This is a genomic window from Virgibacillus alimentarius (genome assembly GCF_017874635.1).
In the GTDB taxonomy this organism is placed as follows: domain Bacteria; phylum Bacillota; class Bacilli; order Bacillales; family Amphibacillaceae; genus Virgibacillus_B; species Virgibacillus_B alimentarius.
In genome coordinates, this window is the sequence record NZ_JAGIKX010000011.1 from 16,206 (window position 1) to 38,615 (window position 22,410).

30 protein-coding genes and 1 pseudogene are annotated in these 22,410 nt (G+C 37.4%); 5 read left to right on the forward strand and 26 right to left on the reverse strand.

Annotation, left to right across the window (positions count from 1 at the left end):
• Complete coding sequence (locus tag J2Z81_RS07730; protein WP_226371063.1) at positions 1-1,170, reverse strand: NAD(P)/FAD-dependent oxidoreductase; 1,170 nt, start codon at positions 1,168-1,170, stop codon at positions 1-3.
• Between the two features lie 194 nt (positions 1,171-1,364).
• A complete protein-coding gene (locus tag J2Z81_RS07735; RefSeq protein ID WP_226371064.1) occupies positions 1,365-2,543 on the reverse strand; it encodes a CdaR family transcriptional regulator in 1,179 nt (392 codons plus the stop codon).
• Between the two features lie 459 nt (positions 2,544-3,002).
• Here J2Z81_RS07735 and J2Z81_RS07740 point away from each other — a divergent pair, with 459 nt between their 5' ends.
• Positions 3,003-3,983, forward strand: a complete 981-nt coding sequence (locus J2Z81_RS07740; protein ID WP_226371065.1) for an ornithine cyclodeaminase family protein — start codon at positions 3,003-3,005, stop codon at positions 3,981-3,983.
• A gap of 424 nt (positions 3,984-4,407) precedes the next feature.
• Positions 4,408-4,605, forward strand: a pseudogene (locus tag J2Z81_RS16275) (transposase); the annotation flags it as partial.
• A gap of 147 nt (positions 4,606-4,752) precedes the next feature.
• On the opposite strand, the gene cudC reads toward J2Z81_RS16275, so the two are convergent.
• Positions 4,753-5,319, reverse strand: coding sequence for a choline uptake/conversion transcriptional regulator CudC (cudC, locus tag J2Z81_RS07750; protein ID WP_029268662.1), 567 nt, complete (start codon positions 5,317-5,319; stop codon positions 4,753-4,755).
• Positions 5,320-5,887: 568 nt separating this feature from the next.
• A complete protein-coding gene (locus J2Z81_RS07755) occupies positions 5,888-6,469 on the reverse strand; it encodes a DUF4256 domain-containing protein (RefSeq protein ID WP_029268660.1) in 582 nt (193 codons plus the stop codon).
• A 318-nt stretch (positions 6,470-6,787) separates the two neighbouring features.
• Here J2Z81_RS07755 and J2Z81_RS16195 point away from each other — a divergent pair, with 318 nt between their 5' ends.
• Positions 6,788-6,946, forward strand: coding sequence for a pyrimidine dimer DNA glycosylase/endonuclease V (locus J2Z81_RS16195; protein WP_198020924.1), 159 nt, complete (start codon positions 6,788-6,790; stop codon positions 6,944-6,946).
• Between the two features lie 118 nt (positions 6,947-7,064).
• On the opposite strand, the gene J2Z81_RS07765 is transcribed toward J2Z81_RS16195, so the two are convergent.
• From J2Z81_RS07765 to J2Z81_RS07780, 4 genes are all read right to left on the reverse strand, one after another.
• Complete coding sequence (locus J2Z81_RS07765; RefSeq protein ID WP_226371066.1) at positions 7,065-7,487, reverse strand: pyridoxamine 5'-phosphate oxidase family protein; 423 nt, start codon at positions 7,485-7,487, stop codon at positions 7,065-7,067.
• Between the two features lie 36 nt (positions 7,488-7,523).
• Positions 7,524-7,940 carry a YugN family protein gene (locus J2Z81_RS07770; RefSeq protein ID WP_029268656.1) on the reverse strand — a complete coding sequence of 139 codons (417 nt, stop codon included), beginning with the start codon at positions 7,938-7,940 and terminating at the stop codon, positions 7,524-7,526.
• Between the two features lie 159 nt (positions 7,941-8,099).
• Positions 8,100-9,128, reverse strand: a complete 1,029-nt coding sequence (gene splB / locus J2Z81_RS07775) for a spore photoproduct lyase (protein WP_029268653.1) — start codon at positions 9,126-9,128, stop codon at positions 8,100-8,102.
• On the reverse strand, positions 9,121-9,378 hold the full coding sequence (locus J2Z81_RS07780; protein WP_029268651.1) for a transcriptional regulator SplA domain-containing protein: 258 nt from the start codon (positions 9,376-9,378) through the stop codon (positions 9,121-9,123). The genes splB and J2Z81_RS07780 overlap by 8 nt, the downstream gene beginning before the upstream one ends.
• Before the next feature lie 142 nt (positions 9,379-9,520).
• Here J2Z81_RS07780 and J2Z81_RS07785 point away from each other — a divergent pair, with 142 nt between their 5' ends.
• On the forward strand, positions 9,521-9,835 hold the full coding sequence (locus J2Z81_RS07785; protein ID WP_029268649.1) for a DUF378 domain-containing protein: 315 nt from the start codon (positions 9,521-9,523) through the stop codon (positions 9,833-9,835).
• 193 nt (positions 9,836-10,028) lie between these two features.
• Here the strand turns inward: J2Z81_RS07785 and J2Z81_RS07790 are convergent, their stop codons facing one another.
• The 8 genes from J2Z81_RS07790 to J2Z81_RS16200 all read right to left on the reverse strand — a co-directional run bounded on the left by J2Z81_RS07790 (position 10,029) and on the right by J2Z81_RS16200 (position 15,951).
• Positions 10,029-10,232, reverse strand: a complete 204-nt coding sequence (locus J2Z81_RS07790; RefSeq protein ID WP_226371067.1) for a hypothetical protein — start codon at positions 10,230-10,232, stop codon at positions 10,029-10,031.
• 48 nt (positions 10,233-10,280) lie between these two features.
• Positions 10,281-11,237: a DMT family transporter gene (locus J2Z81_RS07795; protein WP_226371068.1), complete on the reverse strand. Its 957-nt coding sequence runs from the start codon at positions 11,235-11,237 to the stop codon at positions 10,281-10,283.
• 503 nt (positions 11,238-11,740) lie between these two features.
• On the reverse strand, positions 11,741-12,106 hold the full coding sequence (locus J2Z81_RS07800; protein ID WP_226371069.1) for a hypothetical protein: 366 nt from the start codon (positions 12,104-12,106) through the stop codon (positions 11,741-11,743).
• Between the two features lie 306 nt (positions 12,107-12,412).
• Positions 12,413-14,293: a molecular chaperone HtpG gene (gene htpG, locus J2Z81_RS07805; protein ID WP_226371070.1), complete on the reverse strand. Its 1,881-nt coding sequence runs from the start codon at positions 14,291-14,293 to the stop codon at positions 12,413-12,415.
• Between the two features lie 184 nt (positions 14,294-14,477).
• Complete coding sequence (locus J2Z81_RS07810; RefSeq protein ID WP_226981288.1) at positions 14,478-14,792, reverse strand: TIGR04104 family putative zinc finger protein; 315 nt, start codon at positions 14,790-14,792, stop codon at positions 14,478-14,480.
• An 85-nt stretch (positions 14,793-14,877) separates the two neighbouring features.
• Positions 14,878-15,246, reverse strand: a complete 369-nt coding sequence (locus J2Z81_RS07815; RefSeq protein WP_226371071.1) for a hypothetical protein — start codon at positions 15,244-15,246, stop codon at positions 14,878-14,880.
• Between the two features lie 133 nt (positions 15,247-15,379).
• Positions 15,380-15,547, reverse strand: coding sequence for a hypothetical protein (locus J2Z81_RS07820; RefSeq protein WP_156947713.1), 168 nt, complete (start codon positions 15,545-15,547; stop codon positions 15,380-15,382).
• 98 nt (positions 15,548-15,645) lie between these two features.
• Positions 15,646-15,951: a TIGR04104 family putative zinc finger protein gene (locus J2Z81_RS16200; RefSeq protein ID WP_226981282.1), complete on the reverse strand. Its 306-nt coding sequence runs from the start codon at positions 15,949-15,951 to the stop codon at positions 15,646-15,648.
• 222 nt (positions 15,952-16,173) lie between these two features.
• On the opposite strand from J2Z81_RS16200, the gene J2Z81_RS07830 reads away from it, so the two are divergent.
• Complete coding sequence (locus J2Z81_RS07830; protein WP_226371073.1) at positions 16,174-16,350, forward strand: hypothetical protein; 177 nt, start codon at positions 16,174-16,176, stop codon at positions 16,348-16,350.
• On the opposite strand, the gene J2Z81_RS07835 is transcribed toward J2Z81_RS07830, so the two are convergent.
• From J2Z81_RS07835 to J2Z81_RS07880, 10 genes are all read right to left on the reverse strand, one after another.
• Positions 16,347-16,643: a hypothetical protein gene (locus J2Z81_RS07835; protein ID WP_226371074.1), complete on the reverse strand. Its 297-nt coding sequence runs from the start codon at positions 16,641-16,643 to the stop codon at positions 16,347-16,349. The two genes, J2Z81_RS07830 and J2Z81_RS07835, sit on opposite strands and share 4 nt — an antisense overlap.
• A 225-nt stretch (positions 16,644-16,868) precedes the next feature.
• Entirely contained in the window at positions 16,869-17,936 is a 1,068-nt protein-coding gene (locus tag J2Z81_RS07840; RefSeq protein ID WP_226371075.1) for a serine hydrolase, read from the reverse strand.
• Positions 17,937-18,083: 147 nt separating this feature from the next.
• Entirely contained in the window at positions 18,084-18,518 is a 435-nt protein-coding gene (locus tag J2Z81_RS07845; RefSeq protein ID WP_029270904.1) for an SMI1/KNR4 family protein, read from the reverse strand.
• 322 nt (positions 18,519-18,840) lie between these two features.
• Positions 18,841-19,026 (reverse strand): hypothetical protein, encoded by a 186-nt coding sequence (locus J2Z81_RS07850; RefSeq protein WP_226981283.1) that lies wholly within the window; start codon positions 19,024-19,026, stop codon positions 18,841-18,843.
• Between the two features lie 88 nt (positions 19,027-19,114).
• Positions 19,115-19,267, reverse strand: coding sequence for a type II toxin-antitoxin system PemK/MazF family toxin (locus tag J2Z81_RS07855; protein WP_319023827.1), 153 nt, complete (start codon positions 19,265-19,267; stop codon positions 19,115-19,117).
• Complete coding sequence (locus J2Z81_RS07860) at positions 19,233-19,430, reverse strand: DUF2281 domain-containing protein (protein WP_226371076.1); 198 nt, start codon at positions 19,428-19,430, stop codon at positions 19,233-19,235. Before J2Z81_RS07860 ends, J2Z81_RS07855 begins: the two co-directional genes overlap by 35 nt.
• Before the next feature lie 334 nt (positions 19,431-19,764).
• The gene (locus J2Z81_RS07865) at positions 19,765-20,613 is read right to left on the reverse strand and encodes an aminoglycoside phosphotransferase family protein (protein WP_226371077.1); all 849 of its coding nucleotides are present in this window, start codon (positions 20,611-20,613) and stop codon (positions 19,765-19,767) included.
• Between the two features lie 166 nt (positions 20,614-20,779).
• Positions 20,780-20,950, reverse strand: a complete 171-nt coding sequence (locus J2Z81_RS07870; RefSeq protein ID WP_156947745.1) for a hypothetical protein — start codon at positions 20,948-20,950, stop codon at positions 20,780-20,782.
• 99 nt (positions 20,951-21,049) lie between these two features.
• The gene (locus tag J2Z81_RS07875; RefSeq protein WP_029270898.1) at positions 21,050-21,247 is read right to left on the reverse strand and encodes a hypothetical protein; all 198 of its coding nucleotides are present in this window, start codon (positions 21,245-21,247) and stop codon (positions 21,050-21,052) included.
• 67 nt (positions 21,248-21,314) lie between these two features.
• Positions 21,315-22,349, reverse strand: a complete 1,035-nt coding sequence (locus J2Z81_RS07880; RefSeq protein ID WP_029270896.1) for a flavin-containing monooxygenase — start codon at positions 22,347-22,349, stop codon at positions 21,315-21,317.
• Positions 22,350-22,410 lie beyond the last annotated feature (61 nt).

A 22,410-nucleotide genomic window follows, 5' to 3' on the forward strand; every position in this document is an offset into this window, starting at 1 on the left:
TTACACAATGGCCTCCTCGATCACGAAATCCTTTTCATAAAATCGCTCAAACCTAAGTGGCGTAAAATCAATCGTTTCATAAGCACCGGTTCGAATATATTCTGATAATCCTTTCCCGACAGCCGGTGCCTGCTGCATCCCGTGCCCGCTGAACCCAACAGCCAAGTGATAGCCTTTTAAGTCCGGGTGTTCGCCGATAATGGCATTTTGATCAACTGTATTATGACTGTAAATGCCGGCCCAGCCACTCTGAATTTTTGCCTTTTCGAAATTTGGCACTCGGTTCGCCAAAATAGGCCAGAGAAAGTCCATAAAGAAAGAACGTTTCCAGGAAAAATCAATGCCAGGCTTTACATCTTCTGAATAGCCGGAAATAATCGAACTCCCTTCATGGCGAAAATACACGCCACTCGGGTCAACGGTTAATGGCAATTTCTTCTCCAGCGGTTCTGCTGCATTGAATTGAATGATTTGCCGTTTTAATGGAGTAACTGGGATTGGCAAGTCAACGGTCTCACTTAAATAAGGAGCCCAAGGACCAGCGCAATTAATCACAACCGGTGCATGGTAAACATTCTCATCGGCTGTTTTGACACCGCTTACATGATTGCGGATTTTAAGAATTTCATGCACTTCTTCATAAACAAAAGTTGCGCCGAGCTGCTTCGCTTTTTTCGCGTACCCTTGCATCACCGAATAAGGATCTAAATAACCATCCTCGCTGGAATACAACCCGCCAGCAATATCTTCCAGATTTAACTCCGGAATCACATTTAACAGGTCAGCTTTCCCTAACATCTTAGAACGAACACCGTATTGTTCCTGCAACTTCGCCTGTCTCTCCAGCTGCTTCATCTCCTGCTCATCGCTTACTAAAAAAAGATAGCCATGCTGCTGAAAATCAATTTCCGCCCGTTCTCCGTCAACCTTCATCTCTTCGGGAAATGCAGCATACTTTTCAACCGCATATTTGCCCATCTCGATATTAATGCCGGTTGTAAACAATTGCCTGATTCCCCCTGCACTTCGCGGTGTAGAGGAAAATTCATATCGTTTATCCTTTTCAAAAATGGTGATGTCGCCGGTATAGCCATCCTCTAGTAAATGGTAAGCAATACTGGATCCAATCACGCCACCGCCAACAATGATGATATCTGTCTGCTTCTGCATCTCGCTCCCCCTCTTTGAATCGTTGTTACATCCAAGCTTACTGGAGGACATTTTCGGATACTATGGATAACATGCATAAAGACACCAGGTCGAATCATGTATAAATAACTCTAAAGAGAAAAACGAAAAACCCTGGCGCACAATTTATGTAAGCGCTATCACTATTGTCTGCATCTTTTTTCCATTTGGTCATCCTATACAAAAAGGGGGCAAATATTTTTTAAAATAACATATAAAAGTGCACAATGCTGAAAATCTCTTGTATCCATGGACGTGATTTCTTCCATTTTCTTCAACCGGTAAATAACTGTATTACGATGAATCGCTAAAGCCTTCGCCGCTTCTGTGATATTCATCCCATACTGGCAGTACGCTTGGAAACTGCTGATCACTTCTTTGCATTTTTTATCTTCCCATACATCCTGCAACCGGAACATCATTCTATCCTTGAAGGCCTGATCCACCTTGGATGGAAGCAATTCCGTAGTAACGTCCCAGTCATGATAACTTAAAATCTGCCTATGACTCTGCTTTAGGAGCTGCTCCGCTTCCTGGTAAGATTCATGGATCGTCAACACAGAATCAACCAGCTTTCCGGCTGCAATCGAAGGACCTGAAAGATGATATTTCGCAAGCCGCCTGAGGAGTTTTGCACTTTTTTGTTTAAATGCATCCATAAAAGCAACGTATGCATGAACCGAAGCAGCAGAAAATAAAAGCACAATTTTATCCGTATTTAAAAAACGAACCTTTAGGAGTTGTTTCTGATGAAAAATGTGATTGATTTCTCTTAAAATAAGCTCCTTCAAATTATTTACGGTCAATGAAAAGACCCGATCATCGAATTCCCTCACCAAATAATCCTCCACATGAATGACAACACAAAACATCTGCGTATCCATGTCGATGTGCAGTGCATCACAATACTGCATCATCTGCTCCTCATTTTTAGCGTCATTCATTAAAATGTACTGCAAATACGTCTCTTCCATTTTGGTCTTTAGATCAGCTAGTTGTTTATAAAATGTCTCCTGCCATAATAACTCAACGTAATGTTTGGTAAGTTCCGCATGGGGCCTCACTTCTTCCGGCGGTCCGATGATCCCTAAGACACCAACCGTTTCTTCCTGAAAATTCAGCGGCATCGCTAGTCCCGGTAAGACATTGTCAAATTTAGAAGCCTCCGAATCACTAAAAGCAATCACATCCTTGCTTTCGATCACCCGCTTATATACCGGATGAAACGTACCAATTCGCTTTGAATCCGTTGCACCAACAATACAGCCATCTGCATCACTTAAACTAATCGAAAATGGCAGCGTCACCGAAACCGCTTTCACCAACCTTTGTGCTATTTGTACCAATTCTCTCATTCGCTTACGTCCCCCCTACCATACGGTATGCTTGTAAAAACCCTATTATTTTTTCAGATAATTGGTTATATTGCCTATTTTTATCATATAATAAAAATGATAAATTATAAATGAGGAACTGTACTTAAGGAAATTTGATAAACGTCGGGAGATAAGCAATGACTCGTAATCACATGATGATAGCAGCAAGTATTTCTATCGCTTTGAAAAAAGTCGCGCGATAAAGGCTCTAGGACGAGCAATCATATGGTAAAGTCGCGCAATAAGATAGGCAACTCGAGCAACAGCACGGCCAACTCGAGTAATAAAGTAGAAAAGTCGAGCGAAAACAAGCCAAATGCGCGCAACAACTTGCCTTAGGTTGGTTTTCCGCTGCCGCAGCAAACCTTCTACTGCATCTATGCATCATAAAATACAAACGATCCACTATAAATAAGAATAGAGAGGAGAGAATGTTATATGTTGTACTTAGATGAACATGCGATCAACAAAGCTGTATCCATGAAAGAAATCATCGACGGGATTGATCAAGCCTATATGATCTATGAGGATGAAACCTTCCATATGCCCACAAGATTCCAAGTGAGTGAAAGCGGTAACACACTCCTTCTGATGCCCTGCTTCACCGAAGAATATATTACAACAAAACTCGTTACCGTATATCCAAATAATAAGTGGATCCATCAACCGACCATCGAAGGGCTTGTTGTATTAAACTGCAATCAAACCGGCAAAGTAAAAGCACTGATGGACGGCGCCTACTTAACAGGCCTTCGCACCGGTGCAGTTGGCGGCTCCGCCGTTCGCCATTTGGCTAAGCAAGATGCATCCACACTCACGATTATCGGTACAGGCGTACAAGGCTTTTATCAAGCCATCGCTGCATGCGAAGAACGCCCCATCAACAAAATTATTGTTTATAACCGGACACAAGGTGAAAAAGTAGCATCCTTTATTGATCGATTAAAAGCAGCAATTGCTCCTGGCATTACCATTTGTGCTGCAAAGTCCGCTGAAAAAGCAGTTAGCCAAGCAGAAATCGTTATCACAGCAACCACATCCTCCGAACCTGTCTTGCCAGATAAAAAAGCATTATTAAAAGGAAAATTAGTGATCGGCGTCGGCTCCTTTCAACCAGACATGCGCGAGTTCCCCAAGGCCTTATACAATCTAGCATCCACCATCATCGTCGATACACATGACGCTATCGAAGAATCCGGTGATATCGCAGAACCTCTGAAGAAAGGATGGATTCAGGAAAAAGACGTGCAAACATTATCCACTTTGATCCGTAAACAGACCGAACTTCCCCATCATAAAGATGAGGCGATTATTTTTAAAACAACCGGCATGGCCCTATTTGACGCGGTTGTAGCGGCAGTAATTTATCAAGCGGCCATCCAAAAGAGTGAGGGAACTTGGCTGGATGGAAATTTATGAATGGCATGTGAAGGGAATGGGAGATGCTTCGATTTAAAATTACCCACCATTTAGCACCATTCCATGTTGCTTGAAGTGGGGGAACCCTGCGAAATCAATATGTCATCATGACAACGAAGCCGACGGGTGACTTTTGCAGAAGAGGTACAGGCAAATGCAACACATGCATCACCGATAAGCAACTTGATGAAGAGGTTTAGGTAATACCCTGCATGTTTTTGATAGGTTCCCATTTTTGGAACGTGACGAAAACATGCAGGGTGACAGCGCGGTAGCCGGAGTCCGATTCGATTAAGGAACTATCAGCACCATTGACTTACTAACGTTTGTTATCAGGTTTTATTTATTTATTTCCTCTTCACTTTACGAAGCTGAATGAATCAACGAAGCCTAGAAACTGTACAAAAACTGGCTTTTGAATGTCCCTGAGGAATTAATGACATTTTTTGAAGACCTTATTAAAGCAATGAATAATTGGGAAGAGTAAATATTCAACTATTTCAATTCCCCCATCACAAATGTCTATACAGAGTCCCTAAATCGTTTAATTATGACAATGAATCATGTTGGTCGTGGTTACTCATTTGAAGCCCTAAGAGCAAAGATTTTATTCACTCAAGGCTATGATATGATAACGTTTCTTGATATTCTGATACCGGTGGTCGGGGTCGAACCGACACTCCCTAGGGAGAACGGGATTTTGAGAAAAGCGTACAAAAAGAGAGTGCTGGAAATAACGACTTGGTACGGTACATTTCGCCACTTGAAATTATGCCTTTGCATTTGAATTGTCCACTGGTAAAAGGTCAAAAATTTCACCCGAGTCGATGGAATCTGCGAGCTGTTGAAGCCAGTAACAATATTTCTTGTAGTCCTTTAGCTGTTCAAGGTCTTGCTTGGCTCTTTCGATTAAATATTCTTCGACTTCTTCACCTTGTATGACCTCTTGTAGTTGAGATTCCGCTTGTTTGATAGCGAAAAGATTTAATTCAGCTTCTCTTCTCCATTTACTTCCGAAAAATTGGCCAAAATAATTGAAGAAGTTTTTTTCTGCGACAAAGTGATCCTTCCTTGAGCCTTTTTTCCATACTTTACGGACAATATTGATATCCTGTAAATTGCGGACCGCTGTGCTCATACTAGGTTTAGTCATTTCAAGCTCGTCCTTCATCTCATCAAGGGTCATTGGATGATGTTTAAAATACATGGTGGCATAAAGCCGGCCAATGGACGGAGTTACACCATACAAATCCATCGTTTCGGCAATTGCGTTAATGACTTCTCCCTCAGCATGATTAATTTTTGATTCAGCGGACAGTTGTCCTTTTTCGTCCATAGTCCTCCCCCTTTCCCTTGTCTTTACGTGGTACAGATTTCCTGTCAGTTTAGTAAGTACCTCAAATCCAACATATGTAATTCTCATGTTTTCTACTTAGGTTCATACCATGTTGTAATCCCTATACCCTATACTTAAGTATATCATTACACTTTCTATTTTCTTAGCACAAAAATAGCAAAGACTATAAACATCCGAAAAGAACCCGTATTGAACTACCGACCACTTAGCAGGCTAACCCCGTTGCACCGACGATTATCGCTTCCTATCTTGTACGCTGGACTCGCCACATGTCCTACTTTGCTTGGTTTTGAATCCATCGGTAAGTGTGAGACGAAAGAACGTTGAAAATTTTACGTTGCAGACGTTTTTTCTGCAACAACCTTATCGCTTCCGTTTTCAAAGAGCAATCTGCATGGGAATATGATACCATGCAAACGCATGTTTTGCTACTTATTTTTGGGCTATGCCATGCACAAAATGGAAGCGGGAGCCCTCTTTGAAAGGAATGCCTTTCCCTAGGTAAATCCGTTTTCAAATGCAAATATAGTAGCTATTCGTACAACATTTAGATCTTTAGTGAGCCGCGGAACCCTCTGGCACTATAGTAAGAGGACGCACCGTTGTGATACACAAAGACGTGCCCGTAGCGATAATCGCAAAAAAGAGCACCACCAAGTTCTCTAATAGCAGATGGTGTTTGCACCCAACTCGACGTTTTCATATCGACATTTTCCAGTTTCTGTAATGCTCGGTATTGTTCTTCCGTTAAAAGTTCAATGCCCATGGCAGTTGCCATATCAATCGCATTATTTTCTGGTTTATGTTTTTTCCTCGACTCCAACCCTTCACGGTCGTAACAAACACTTCTGCGGCCTTTGGGACTTTCCGCTGCACAATCATAAAAAGTGTATGCATCCTTCTCCTTATCATAACCTACCACATCCGGTTCACCGCCAGTTCTTTCCATTTCATGGAGTGACCACAGTTTGTCTGTATGAGTTTGCAACTTTGCCTGAACTTTAGCCCATGTTAGACCTTTATGACGGTGCTTATTTTTTTCAAAACGGGCTCTCAACACACGAAGTAATGCTTCACCTTGTTCTGGTGACAGTTCCTTATTATTGCTGATTTCATTTCCCTTTGTCATGTAATTTCTCTCCTTATTGTTTAAAATAGGATTAGTATATACAAATTTGTTTTATCCTAAATCGATCCAATCATTTGCTTGCACTTAGTTTACAATAATGAATAGGATCAAGTAAATTCCCCATTTTAAAACTTTGTCCACTTTCCCATTCCTAAAAAGGGCTGTATCCCAATTCATTAAGAAACAGCCCCAAAAATCGATTAACCTATTTAAACGGAGACATGATAATCTGTTGCCCAAAATTCTCCGTCAGTAGCTACTTGAACAGCACAGAGAATGTTGCGCACTGGGGGGAAACGGCTGGGAAAAAAGCATGAAATGGTTAACTATGTATGCAGTCATTCTCTCTATAAATTGTACCAGTACCACATGAAGGTCATAAACGAAATGAAACGAAGGGGTTATAAAAATAATCTCTGTGGAGAAATCCATTGTACCGCGGAAAAATCAAAAGGGAATCAACCTGTAAATGTATAATGAAAACTTGGCATTCGCCAACCTTTCGGCGAATGCCTTGCTACACTTATGCAGATGCGAAGAATTTTCACTTTATCTACGAACCAAAATATCGGATATAAAAGCTACCCGGTTCCTGTTAAAATTCCAATAATTTTGGTTCAGCACCTGTTTTGTTCATGATTCTTATTCGAACCGGTGTAATTTCCAGTAGGATGTAATTCGGATCATCCGGCCCATGAAACCAATGCTCCATGTAGGAATTCCATAATTCATTTTTCAGATCAGCAGTGCTATATATCACAGCTTTTCCTTCATATTCCACATATTGATCACCAAACCCTTCTCCTTCATAGCCCAACAAGATGTGGGTGTATGGGTTTGCTTTTATTTCTTCAGCTTTATGTGTCTCCAAACTGGTTGCGGTAATAAGCTTTAAATCGTTTCGAATAAAAGTCATGTATCTTGAATGCGGTTTGTTCTGTTTAACTGTCGCCATCGTACCAACAGCGCTTTCACCTATAATTTTCTCTACAGTCCTTTTCATTTCCTGCTGATCCAATCGAGTTACTCCTTTCATTACTTGCCAATTGTATAGTTATGCAAAACGGACATATTCCACTATTGTATTGACTGTTCGCTCGCCCAAGTCTTCCCATTCATTTTTATCCCTAATCAAGCCATCTTTGTCTAGTGGCTTCTGAAATTGGCTGAAGCCTGTAGCAGCGCCCAGTGCATTTGCACTTTTGTCCAGCCCTGTATTGACAACATGTTTGATTACATACGGTGTTTCAAACTGAATATAGGCATTTGGACGATCAAGTTCCCCCTCCAGCACTTTAAATGGCATTCTTAAATAGATGGATTCACCTGCTTCGCGCCAGAGTAGTCCATCCAGGCATCCCTTATGATAGTCCCAGCATTCTCCGAGACAATAACCAAGTTTTTTAGCGTGCTTTTCCATATCACGATAATAGGTTCTTTTTCCTTCAAGTTCTGTTTGCAACTCAATCATCTATGTGCCCTCCTTTAAAGTGTTTATCCGTATTATTTACTTAGGAAAGAAAATAATACCAAAAGCACGTAGATTATGATGAATATTTTGTTCTTACTCCATTTTTTTCATTCTTCCTCACTTAGCCAAGTAACTTAAAGGTTTGTTGATTTTCCGCTATCAAGTAAAATACTCAATTTTTGACTCAGGGAAATATTGGTGGATATAGTTCCCCAGTGTGTCCTTGATGTCTTCCTGTTCCTCACTGGTATATACATACTTACCGATTCCATACCTGCCCCATTTCCATTTTCGTTTCGCTTCATCAAGCTCAAGCTTTGTCATCGGGTAATTCTCTTGAATGACACGTTTAGCAGGCTTAGTAAATCGGTGCTGAATCATCTCGAATGTCAGATCTTTCTTCGCAAATCCGGGTAGTGCATCCTTCAGTTTTTCGAACATTTCGTGATAGCCATCTTTCCAATCATCATGTAAATAAATAGGGGCAACGATAAAACCTAAAGGATAACCAGCTTCCGCAACTTTCACAGCGGCATTAATCCGCTCATTCAATCTTGACGTGCCCGGTTCAAAATATTTTATGACATAATCATCATTGATACTAAATCGAAAGCGAGTTCTCCCATGATGCTCTGCATCTAAAAGGTGGTCAACATGCTCAAACTTTGTGACAAAGCGCAATTTGCCATAATCAGACCTCCCAAAAAATTCAATGGCTTTTTTAAGTGTGTGAGTCAAATGGTCAATCCCAACGATATCTGAGGTGCATGATGCCTCAAAACGTGTTATTTCCGGGGCACGCTCTTCCATATATGCTTCTGCAGCTTCAAAGATTTCATCCGTATTTACGTATGTCCGAATATATGGTTTAGTTCCCATTGTCGTTTGCAGGTAGCAATAATGGCAATGCCCCATACAGCCAGTAGCAAAAGGAATGGCATATTCGGCAGATGGTTTTGAAGTGTCAAATTTTAGTGTCTTGCGTACGCCCACTACAAGTGTTGATTTCGCGTTCCGATATTTTTGAAAATGATTATCACCGGGAAGGTTGCGAATATGGTTATGTGAGGTAGTCTCCCTGATTTCAATCCCCATATCTTGGAACTTGTCCACCAGTTTCTTACCCAGCGGATACGTTAGTGCCCGGGGTTCAACATAAATTAACTGTGGAACAAATGGTTTAACCATAATAATCACTATCCTCCGGTGATCCGAACGCCTCACAAAAAGTCTGTTCCGCTTCTTCTTCTGTTTCAAAGATCGCAAATTCCTCCGATAAAGGAAAGTATGTTTCATGTAAAAACAATGCCAGTTCATCAGGGTTATCCGGATTTTGGACAACTGCCGCTTGCTGTACATTAGCCACATCCTGTGCATGTGGATTACGAATAATCATATACACCACCTGACCGGGGGTAAATTGTTGATTGATATCCATATTTTCACCTTATTTCTTTAAGAATTACTCCTTATTATTACAATCTTTTATGTAATTATGACAGCTTTCACCGTATAGCGAAAATATCTTAGGGAAAGATAAATATGTCAGAAAAACAAGCAAAAATGGAGGTGATTCAGGCGTGGAAACATTAAAACGAATAGCACTTGGGTTGGTGATTATAGGCGCCATTAACTGGGGACTGATTGGATTTTTTCAATTTGATTTAGTTGCCACTCTTTTCGGTGGGCAAGAAGCTGGACTGGCAAGGATTGTCTATGCACTTGTCGGTTTAAGTGGGTTATTTTGCTTAACCCTATTGTTTCGTCCTATGAATGAAGAAAACGTTAGAAGTAATAATTCCATTGATACCAGAAATCTAAATTACAGTACTGAACTTGGAGAAGAAACTGACCTTTCTGAGACAGAGAAACAAAAATATAATAATAAGAATTAAGGAAAATGTGTCCCAAATGACTGAAGATGTGTCACCATCTATTAACCCTATACAATAGCTTCAACAATCTGGCTTCTTTCCAATACTCCAGAACAACGTCAAATTGATTTCTTGGTTTCTGGCTAGTAACTGGTGCAATAATGACATCTACATCCAGGGCTAACTCATTCCCACAATAATAACAGGGTGCTGTTTAGTTTGACGTGTTCCTTTTAAAAAGAACATCTGTCAACCAAACATCACCCTGTTTCATTTTACTGCTCATTAAGGCTTGCTTATTAGCATATTCTTGCAATTGTAAATGATCCTTTCCTAAAACATTGCTTTGTAAATTCTCACCGATACACATTTTCCAAGTTATTCCGCCATGTTCAGCTTCAATTTCCTCCCTCAACATAGGAAATTACTTCTTCAAAGTTTGAACGATCTTCCTGTTAACAGCAACTTACTTTTCCCCGGACACTTTCCGCGTAATCATCATCTTTTTCCGGTTCCCCAAAGCGGAAACGACACTATGCAGAATCATCCCAATGATAACGAGTCCCATCCCGACAAAAGAAAGGATGCTCGGTATACCTGCACTTAGAAATAACAATTCACCAACTAGCGCGAAAACGACCTCGCCTGATTGGGTTGCTTCCACACCGGCTAATTTCTGGTTATCATGACGAACAAGCTCGGTCGCATAGAAAAACAAGACCGTGGCGATAATCCCAGAGAAAACGGCTACAATGAATGTCTGCCATACCTGGCTTGTACTTGGTGCGCCGTGAGCGGCCAGGCCATAAATCGAAAGGATGAACCAGAACGGCATCGAGGCAATGGTCATGCCGAGGAGCCGCTGAAATGTATTTAATTCCCCATTCACCACCTTCATCATTTTCCGGTTCCCAAGCGGGTAGGCGAATGCAGAAATAATTAATGGAATAACACATAGAATGACATAAATGACCGGAACCGAGGATGCATGCTCAAGTTGCATAATAAATACGCCGGAAAGAATAATCAGTGATATGAAAATACTTTGTATCGGAATGCGCTGTTTTTTACCTTTACTCAAAAATGGCACAAGTAAAGACCCTGCTATAATCGTTATCTGAAAGGTTGCAGCCACAAGCCATCCCGGTCCGTAAATTGTCGCAAAGGTAAGCGGCGCATAAAACATTCCAAAACCGATTGTACTCCATACCATCCATGCGACCGGATTATCTTTTATATGCTTCATTACCGGTGTGACATTATGCTGCCAGCCAACAACGAGGAACAGTATCGGCAGCATAAACATAAAGCGGAGTGATGCACTCCATATCCAGCTTCCGCCCTCCAGCTCCATAGAACGGTTTAAAATAAATGTTACTGAAAAAAACAGTGCAGCTAATATGCCGATTAGAATAGCTTTCATCACATCACCCCTAATTAGACTATTGGTTTATTGTATCAGATTGACAAGGCATTTTGTGCAAATATTTTTATAAATGCATCGAAAACTATTTCTGTAAATAAGAAAGTAAACCAACCAATGATTTCATCTAATTTCTGTAACAAAGCTTAATTAAATTTTTCTTGTTTCTTAAAGTTTTCCTTAATCTCATGTAACTCCTGGACTACCCCGCATTTTACACTAAATAAAAGAACCGTTGAAAGAATTTTGATTATTTTCTACCTATCTATTGTACATACATCTTCATCCTGAAACTGTTCTCGATCAAACCCTTCAATCAACACATTGTCTAGCATCTCAGCCATAATCTCTCCTTTGTTAAATTTCAATATTTTAAAAGCCACCCTTCATAGGAGGTGGCTTCCATACGAACTTTCCATATTTAATTTATCTCTTTATTTTTCGTAATGTTTCGTGACACCCCTGTAAACGACAATGATTGTTCATTATCAGGGAGAAAATATTTATGGGAGGATTTCGTTATATACAAGGCCTTCGTGCAGGTTAATGATTTTCAGTCTATTTGTATCTTTAACGTAGATGCTTTTGAATTGTAGCTGACCGTTATCATCTTTTAATAGAATCACACGTTTGTGATTGTTGTTTTCCACAATTTGAGCATGGAAGTCATCAGCGTCAACTACATCATCAAGTGTGTCGTATTCAAGGAGATCGTCAACGTTTTCTGCGTCAATTTGATATTTTTGGTAATTCATTGAAGTGCTGTTCTCTGATACAGGTGGTGTGTCTGAATTTGCGTGAGCCGCGTAGCCAATACCTCCGCTTATTAGAAGTAGTGCGCTTGCTGTTGTAAGTACGAATGTTTTCATTTTTTTCTCCCCTTTGCTTTAATTACTTTTATCTTAAAGCCGCCAAGTTAAATCCCAATGTGAAGAAGATGAAAATTGGATTAGAAAAAATGGGTTTCGTTTGCGTGCTACTGATATTATTTCAAAGCGGAAAAGAAGATAACAGACGATCAATGATCAATCGTGTTATCTTCTTTAGAAAACCGCCATGCACCTGCTATACTTTTGAGAGCCAGTCGGCTAAATGTAATATTTTCAGCTTTCATCCTAAAGGGCATAAATCTTAGTCTGATGTACACCCTTTATAATAGTTATTTTCTGTATTTGTTAAATCATTACTTTACAGATATCATTTGTAAATTCAACTGGATCATTTACTGGAAGACCCTCAATTAATAACGCCTGATTATATAGTAGGTTCGTATAAAGCTTGAATGTTTCTTCGTCTTTATCAAAAGCTGCTTTTAATGAATGATACACGTCGTGGTCGATATTCATTTCAAGCACTTTATCCGCTTGAATTTGCTGATTGTTCGGCATAGCGTTAATGACTTTTTCCATTTCTAAAGAAATCTCACCTTCCGTAGAAAGGCAGACAGGATGGGACTTTAACCGTTTTGATACTTTAACGTCAGAAACTTTACCAGAAAGAATCTCTTTCATTTTTACAAACATGTCCTGATGCTCGTTTTCTTCTTCTTTCGCCTTTTGATTTTCTTCTTCTGTATCGATCCCTAAATCGCCACTGGAAACGGAGCGGAATTCCTTCCCTTCGTACTCATTCAGCATTTTGATGGCAAATTCATCAACTTCATCCGTGAAATATAAAATCTCATACCCTTTATCAGCAACAAGTTCAGTTTGTGGTAATTTTTCAATCCGCTCGTTGGATTCCCCTGCAGCATAATAAATGTATTTCTGCTCTTCTGGCATTCTTGCAACATATTCATGTAAGGAAACAAGTTTTTTCTCTGTTGACGAATAAAATAAGAGTAAATCTTTTAACGTTTCTTTATTTGCCCCAAAATTGTTATACACACCAAATTTCAACTGACGACCGAAAGCATCATAAAATTTTTCATATGTTTCACGTTCATTGCGAAGGAGCTTCTTAAGTTCCTGCTTAATTTTTTTCGTAATATTTTTTTCGATCAGTTTCAACTGACGATCGTGCTGCAACATTTCGCGGGAAATATTCAACGATAAATCCTCAGAATCTACCATTCCTTTAACAAAGCTGAAGTAGTCTGGAAGGAGTTCCGGACTTTTTTCCATAATTAAAATGCCATTGGAATACAGTTCAAGCCCTTTTTCATATTCTGGTGAGTAATAATCAAAAGGTGCATTTTCAGGAATATATAAAATGGCGTTATAACGGATCGTTCCATCCACTTTCGTATGGATATATTTTAGCGGTTTGTCAAAGCCATAGTGTTTTTCCTTATAAAAATTCTCGTAATCTTCATCTGTCAGTTCCTCTTTATTTTTTCGCCAAATGGGAACCATACTATTGACAGTTTCTTCTTCCTGATATTCAACATATTCATCACTGTCTTCATCCTGTGGTTTGCTTTTCGTCACCGTCATTTTAATCGGATAGCGAATAAAATCAGAGTATTTTTTAATAATGGTTTGCAGACGGTGTTCTTCAAGAAATTGGTCATAATCCTCATCATCCGTGTTTTCTTTCAGATTCAAAATAATTTCTGTACCGATATCTTCCTTGTCATCCTTTTCAATCGCGTAACCATCTGCCCCCGTTGATTCCCATTTATAGGCTTGTTCATTGCTAAGGGAGCGGGTCTTTACTGTCACTTTATCAGCAACCATAAAAGCTGCATAAAAACCAACACCAAACTGACCAATAATGTCATGGCCATCTTCAATTTCGTTCTCTTTTCTAAATGCAAGTGAGCCACTCTTAGCGATAACCCCAAGATTTGTTTCCAGTTCTTCCTCTGTCATCCCAATTCCTGTATCTTTTACAGTTAATGTACGCTCTTCTTTATTTGGAATCACTTCTATGTAATAATCGTCTTTATGAAACGTCATCGAATCATCTGTCAACGCCTGATAATACATTTTATCGATGGCATCACTAGCGTTAGATATAAGTTCACGCAAAAACACTTCTTTTTGTGAGTAGATTGAGTTAATCATAATGTCCAATAAACGCTTGGATTCAGCTTTAAATTCTTTCTTTGCCATTTTATAAACTCTCCTTTTTTCTATCATTCATTTTAGCACTTAATGTTCGAGAGTGCTAATCCCAATTCTTAGATACTATATTTTTAAAACATTGTCAATTGATATGTATCGTTTTCCCTACTTAGCCCCTTACGAAATCTTTCATGTATCTTCTCTCTGATACTTTCCTTTTTCTAACAACCTATTATTTAAAAAAGTTAATATATTCTTCTCTGCTGCTTATCTCCACAAAGAACGGGGAAAATGACATAATCAAAACGAATAAAACGGGAAATAGACTTAATAAGAGGATTCCGGGCATATCAAAGAAAGCGTTAATCAGTAGTGGTAATAAAATGATAGCGTTAAAAAAGCTACTTTTCGTTTTTGATTTTTGTGTTTGATATTGCTTTTTCCCGCAATAAGGACATGTCATTGCAGGATCCAATGTAAAAGTCTTTTTAATCGTTTGTTTCCAGCTCCACTTATTATGGCAATTCTCGCAAGTGGGTATTTTCATCACTCCTAATTCCACATAAAATGATCGATCATGCAAATGTAATGCCTACTTCTTATTCTGCTAAAGCGCACGATTAATCAACATTTTATTTTTTATTCGAATCCACTTTTAAGGTTACAATAACACTAGCTATACTAACGAAAGCTCCTAAAATTGCAATAACGCTTGCCCCAACATGATGAGGAGAAAGAAATCCGATTGGTATCATTCCTAAAAAAGAAATTACTACAAACGTTTGATACACTGCAGATATTATTCGCACAACATGTTTGCTAAATAGCGATAAAATCAGAGGCGGTAAAAAAAGAACGATGATCATTCCAATAGATATCCACAAACCAGCTGGTTCATCATATGAAACAGTGTTAGGGCCTGTTGGATGTTTAGCAGCCAGTAAAACCGCTCCAACAGCTATAATTAAAGTTAAAAAAACCATCAAAAACCTTTTAAACATAGGAAAGCACCCCTTATCTTCTATAAGTGAATCATTGATTCAATTTTAACATAATTTCATTCCGTAACATGGTCCTTCTAGGCGATATTGGCACTATTCCTTATTAGGGAAAAGCACCCGATTGTTTAATAATTCAACTACAAGCTTTTCTTTTCTTTTTTCCTACAGCAAGTATCAAACCACCGCATACTCCACCACAAATTATAAAAATAATCATTGGAGCTATATTATCAAATATCACTGCTCCTACAACTATCCATACAAGAAGATATGAATAAAACAATGTCCAATTTATCTTCATAAGTCATCTACTCCTTTAAATATATTATTAAATAATTTGGCCCGATTCTGTCACTTAATTGTTCGATTAATGCACCCGTAGTTTAAGAGTAAAGTTCTTTACAATGAAGCTTTGTACGTAACAAAAAAAGGTACCAATAATGAGCCAACTAAAAATATGATAAGTGATATTCCAAGGGTTAAAAGACTGTTGCTAAACGGCGAAAAGAACTGACCAAATATGAGCATTGGTAAAATAGTCAATGAAACAAATGTGAGTCTACCAGAAATTGTTATATTATTTTTTGCCCCACAACTGTCACATTTAATTGGTTTATAACTCCACCAGAATGATTTATAAATCTTACTCCAGCTAAATTGTGAGTTGCAGCTTTCACACTTTTGCAACGTAGAAAACCCCCTCATTTGTGCGGTTTGCCTTCGTTTCGTTTACGGCCATAAAAAGCAATAAGTTAATTTATTCCGTTCTTTTTCTAGAATCTAGGTTTATACGAGGTATGGCGCTATACTTATTAGGGAAAAGCGCCCGATTGAAAAATATTTTCACAAATTATTGCTATTGGTGAACCGAATAAGAATGCTCCTATATCGGGTTATTTTCTGGAAAAAGAGAAGGAGGAGTGCTTTTTGGAGTTCGTGAATATGGAAGGATTTCCCGATTCCAATTTATTAAACAAAATTTTAATTCTACACGAAAAAATATTTAAGGATTCTGATACACTGATTAGTAAAGCGAAAAACAAGGCACAACGAGTATTTACAGTGGGATTAGAAGAACACAAAATGTATGTAGCAGGTTACTAAATTTTTGTTTCCTTTTGGGTGCATATAACTACCGCTATTATATTAAGTATGATTGTTATTACAGCAAGTATAACAGCAACCCATATTAACGTTCCAATAGTATCCATGAGTGCAGACCAATCTTCCAATTGCACTCTATTATTAATTTCGAATAGCTGCAAACACAACGATGCTATACAAGCACTAAAACTAAAAATAATGAAGTTAAAACATTCTTTTGAAGGGTGTTTCATAGCTAAAAAGGGAACAACCCAAGCAATTATCCCAAGTAGCAAACTTCCTAAATTTAACATGAACATTCTCCTTTCATTTTGACTCACCGAGTCACATAATAAAGTAATCCATCTGTTTCACTGTTTTCTACGAATATGAACGAACGAATGAAAATTCTTATTGAACAAAGCGGCTCGTTTGTTTAAGTATATTTCTTCAAAATGTCATTCTCATTTCAACAAAATAGCTGAATTACTGAAAGGCGCCAATCCATATGAAAGAATATCGCCCGATTGCTGCACATTTTAATTTAGTCTTTCCTTTACCATTTTTCTAAACTCCATATTTGTCGCAACACTTTTAACAAAATCGCTAAATATATTTCTTATCCAGTACAATTCTCCGCCTGTATCATCTTTAATAAATAGAGAAACAGATACAGTGCTATCCTTAGATTCTTTATATAAGGCAGAAGTTAAAACAAACATAGTAGATCCACCTTTATACCAAAAATAATCATCCCCATCATCTTTAACATTTTCTCCTATAAGAATTTCACTAAATAATTCTTTTTCTTTTTTGGTGAAAAGTTCTTTTCCTAATCTAAACATTAAATCTGCATATTGTTTTGTTGTTGAAGAAGCCGTTTTGTTCGTGATTAAAAGTTGCATTTTCTGATTTAACATCTTAGGTGCCTTTTCTTCGAGATCTGTAGTTTCATTGGCTTTCATTTTCTCAAATATTTTATGTGATAATTCTTGATAAGATTGTTTGTCCATTGCTTCTAGCTTATTTATAGCCAAACTTCGTTTATCTGATAAATATCCTGGGATTAAGATAGGTGGTGTTAAATAAGCAATTTTATCGTGATTTAGATTAAGTACTTCAATGCTCTCGTTAATAATATCCGGGCCAATTTTATTAATTAAAAAATCTGTACAAGCATTAGAGCTAAATTGCATCATTCCTTTAGCGATTTCTAATAAAGAAACTTCTGTAGGATTATCAATTGACTTTTTCCACTTAGGATGCGCCCCTCCATCTGTATTTGGAATATAAAACTTTTCAAGTTCATTTAACTCCACATTATCGGTAATAGAAAATTTGTTATTTGCTACACTTTTAACGAAATTAAACGCTATTATTATTTTCAATGTACTTGCTAATGGAAAATTCCTTTCTGAATTTAAAACCAAGGTATCTTGGCCGTTCTCTTTTAGAGTAATAGATAATTTATCTTTATTTTTTTTGAAATAATTTAATAGATCATACTTATCTTTCTTCATATTTCGCTTATTTACTGCAATTCCCAAGGCAATAAATACAAGAAATAATATTAATACTACTGCAATACTTACTATAATAACTTTCATTTTAACTCCTTGGTATTATTTTAATAAAATTACTTCAACATAATGGCCTTGTTGTTCAATATCGGCGTAATCATTTAATAAACAATTGCGCATCGTATTATAGGCTCAGCCAGTCATTTCGGTTAATCCATTTTTAATATTAAAAAATTAGATAGAAATCTCCCCAATAATCCAACCTCTGAGGAACTCTTCTAACGATGATGCAATTAGACTTCGACTATCATCTTCATGATTCCAGACATAAATATCTTCATTCTGGATACTTCCATTTTTTATTGAATATCCAAATAAATCACCATTACCAGCATCAGAAAAAAATAAAAAAGTATCTAATAGCTCCATAGAATCTCTATGTTCGTTAATAGTCCAAAAAAATATATTTTCTTTGATCACCTGTTCTGTTGGCCAAATAAAAGAGATGCCATAGTTACCATATACACCATTTGTTTCATTATATAAATCGGTTAACTTTTTAGGTAATTTAATATTCAATTCAGTTTTAATTGATAACAACGCTGTTGCAGTCGCAGGTGCTTTAAACTGACATTCTTTTGAAATGCTGTTTATATAATCTTTCCACATAATCAATGCTATCACCTATTAAATTCATATGAATAATCATTCTGCTTTCAACCATTTTTACTCGAAATCATGACTCAACAAAATAGGCCGATGCCCCGGTAAAGGACAGATGCTTCTTCATTAACCTCAAATATTAGAATTTCTTGATATAAACCAAGTCTTACTCAATACCTTTTAAAGTCCCATAGGGTATTTGCTTTGCAGTCAAAACAGGCATATATGATAATCGCTTATAAGCATCCAAATATATCCGTTCCTTAACTTCTGGTGGATATGCAAAAATATTGCTTAATTCATCAAGGCAGTTTGTGACCAATAGACATTATAAGTTTTGTTCACTTTCAAACTCCCTGATTTTATGCTGAAGATATTTTAGTCCCTGCTCTTGGTCATAAATACGTCCTCTTTCACGATCTTCCCGACTTTTCTGTACTTGCTGGATGAGTTCCTTATCCTTAGAAAAAAGGTCTAAATCCATTTGATCAATGGCTTTTCTTTCACGGTTCATATTTAAATAACCAATAAAGTCATATACCTCAGCCGTCCTCTTCGTGAATAAAGTCAATTAGCCGTTTTAAGTTCTTCACGGTTAATACTCATTTTAAACACCGTCTTATTATGTTATAACTATCATTTGAAATAATAAGTACTGGACGTTGCTTGTGGGTTTTTAAATCACTGAATGGAACTGGTATTAAAACAATATCACCTTGTTTATACATTGTTCCAAACCTCGTCATCGATGTCATTATCCCAAAAACCCAAGCTACTCCCACTATTTTTTGTTAAATCCTCAGACATTCTTTTATCTCTTTTAGCCTTTAAATACTCTGCAAAACCCAAAATTTTATCCACTTCTTGTTCAGGTATTTCAACAATAATTTTAAGTAAACGATCCTTAGCTGTATCCATGTAATAACACCTCTTCCATTATATCACTTCAGTTACGATTCACTATCTATGCAAAACCAAAAGACAATCTGCCCGTTGTTGAAAGAACTTTATTAGATATTTTTTAGCTTCGTTTTTTCTTTAAACAAAGAAATAACTAACAAAGTGATTCCGACAATGAATAAGACAGCTTTTATTAAAGATGGTTCAGTATATCCTAAAACCATTGCTACCAATCCAAATATTCCGATTAATGTTAGGATATAACACCATTAATTTATTTCTACCCACTACTTATCATCCTCTCTGATTAAAATTGGAGATAATACTTGTTAAACAACCGCCCGATTGCGGTTTATAGTAACATTTTTTTTAGGCTTGATAAATTTTCTTCAAGAAATGAAGCGTTTTTTTCAATTCCACGTCGTTTACACCAGCCAATACTATTAAAGGCATCTGTAAATCGATAAAAAGGCAATACAACTTCCAAATCAATTAATGACCTTATAGTGTTATAGCCTTCTTGATAGGACTGATACAAGGTAAAATCGAAACGTAAAAAATCCCGGTACAGTTTGGTGAAGTCGATTTCTGTTGAACCAAATCGTACACTTTCAAAATCTATCATGCCTGAAACTTTATTTTCATCAACAATTATATTTGCTGGACGAAAATCCATATGTATAAAGCTTGGACCATCTGAAGGAGGTAGCTGTAGTTTCATTTTCTCAAACTTTTCAACGGCTTGTTTGTATAAATTTTCATCCAAAACTTCTCTTACATCCTCAGCAAAACTATAAAATTGACGTTCAACAAAATTAGACCAGTTCGGAAATTCATTTTGTATACCGGTTAACTTCGGCGTGGTAGGCGGTTGAATTTGATGCATCGAGGCATGAAGGACCCCAACCTGAAACGCTACTGTTGTTAACGGTTGTCCTTTTAATTCAGATAATAAAAATGCGCCAGGACACTCCTCATCACCAGACCAATAATCCAACATTTTAGGAATGGAAACTCTTTCTTTTAAGATTTCATAGGCTTTTAACTCTCGCTGACACTTCAGCTTCGTGTAAGGTATTTTTAAAAAAATATTTTCCCCGTTAAGCAAATTGCATTTATAGACTGTGGAACTATGGGAATCTTCAACCTCATTAATTGATAACACATTCAATCCAAATTGTTGAATGACACGATTTAACATCCAACCCCTCCTTTTTCTTTAAAGCGTTATGCAGCAAAATGGTCCTTTTGTTCAATATCGGCGTAATCATTTAATAAACAATTGCGCCCGATTACGGCATAATCTTTTATTAGCTAAGGAGCCAATAGGAAGGGCAATAAGGTCGCTAGCGAAAAAAGAAGGATGATTATGTTTCCCAACAAGGCGATTGCTCTAATTCTGTTTTGAACTTGTAAATAATAAAAAACAAAGCTATTAAAGCATACGGTAATAAATTGCTACCTGTTGCTATCGCTGAACCCAAAATTAATAACACAATTACCCCTGAAACAATATTGAATATGTGTATTTTTTTCATTTGATTCCCCTCCCCCAAAAGCGAATAACCTTCAACAATATAGACTGATTCCTGAAAGCCTATGTTCCACAACTGCGCCCTATTGTTGCAGTTACGTGATTACTCCTCGATTTTAACAAGTTCTGCTTTGATGATATGAAATTTACTAAGCGTAACTGTTTTTCCGTCAGCATCCTCTGCGGAGATAAAATTTACTCCAACACCAGAAAGTTTTCGTTCAAGCGATCCCTTGATTTTAATATCCTTAAGTAGTTCACCGTTTGTTAATGTAATGTGGTAAATATGAATCTTCTTCAATAGTTTTCATCTCCTATAATCCTATTCTGGGACATAGTTGTTCGATTAAATGGCCCGATTGCTGTAATCAAAAAAGTTTATCTGCCAAGAACACAGCATCTCTTCCAACACCACAAATGAGAGCAGAACCACGGCTATGCTGCCAAGGCAACCCAATATAATATAATCCATTAATTGGACTAATACCTCGATTATGTATAGGATTGCCTTTTTTATCAATCGCCCCATCAATACGAATTATTTCATACAATGGAACGAAGCCAGTAGCCCAAATAATCTGACTTACCTCAAGTGAACTACCACCGGAAAAAGTTACTCTTTTGCCGTCAACCTCTGTTACCCTTGGTCTAATTTTTACTTTCCGACTTTCAATGGCTTGTTTTAACTCTTTTCCAAAGATGGGATCATTTCTTTTTTGAAAGAGTCTGCCCCTAATTGTATCTGTACCAGCATACAAAAGTTGAAGTTTCTCTAACCAATAAAAAATACTTTTCCGAAATATCTCCAAAGGGAGGAATTTTAGCTTGTGTGATATAGCAAGGATAACCTCTCTATCCTTCGACAGCTCAACCGCAATTTGCGCTCCCGAGTTGCCTCCTCCTACAACCAATGAGGTTCCATTATTAAGGTCTTTTGGTTCAGTGTATAAAGAGGAATGCATATGTGATACTACATTACCCTCATTTTTAATCACGTGTGGTACATATGGTTTTTGAAAAGCACCTGAAGCAACAATTACCTTCTTTGATTGATACTTCTCTTCCGATGTAAATACGCTAAAATAATTATTCCTCTTTTCAATGCTTGTAACGACGGTATCCATTTTGTTTGGCAAATTAAAGTAAGCTACGTACCCCTCCAAATAATCAGCCATTTCATCTTTTGTTGGATAAGAATTGGAATCACCTTTCATTTCTAATCCTGGAAGAGCAGAATATGATTTTGGAGTGAATAGTACAAGTGATTTATAACGGAAACGCCAAGAGTCTCCGATACGTTTTTGTGCATCTATCATAAGACAATTATTAATACCTTTTTGTTTTAATTGGTAACTCATTGCAATTCCAGCTTGACCAGCCCCAATAATAATAACATCATATATATTTCCCAATTGACATACCCCCACGTGGTATTAATTTTAATATACATTATTAAGTTATCGA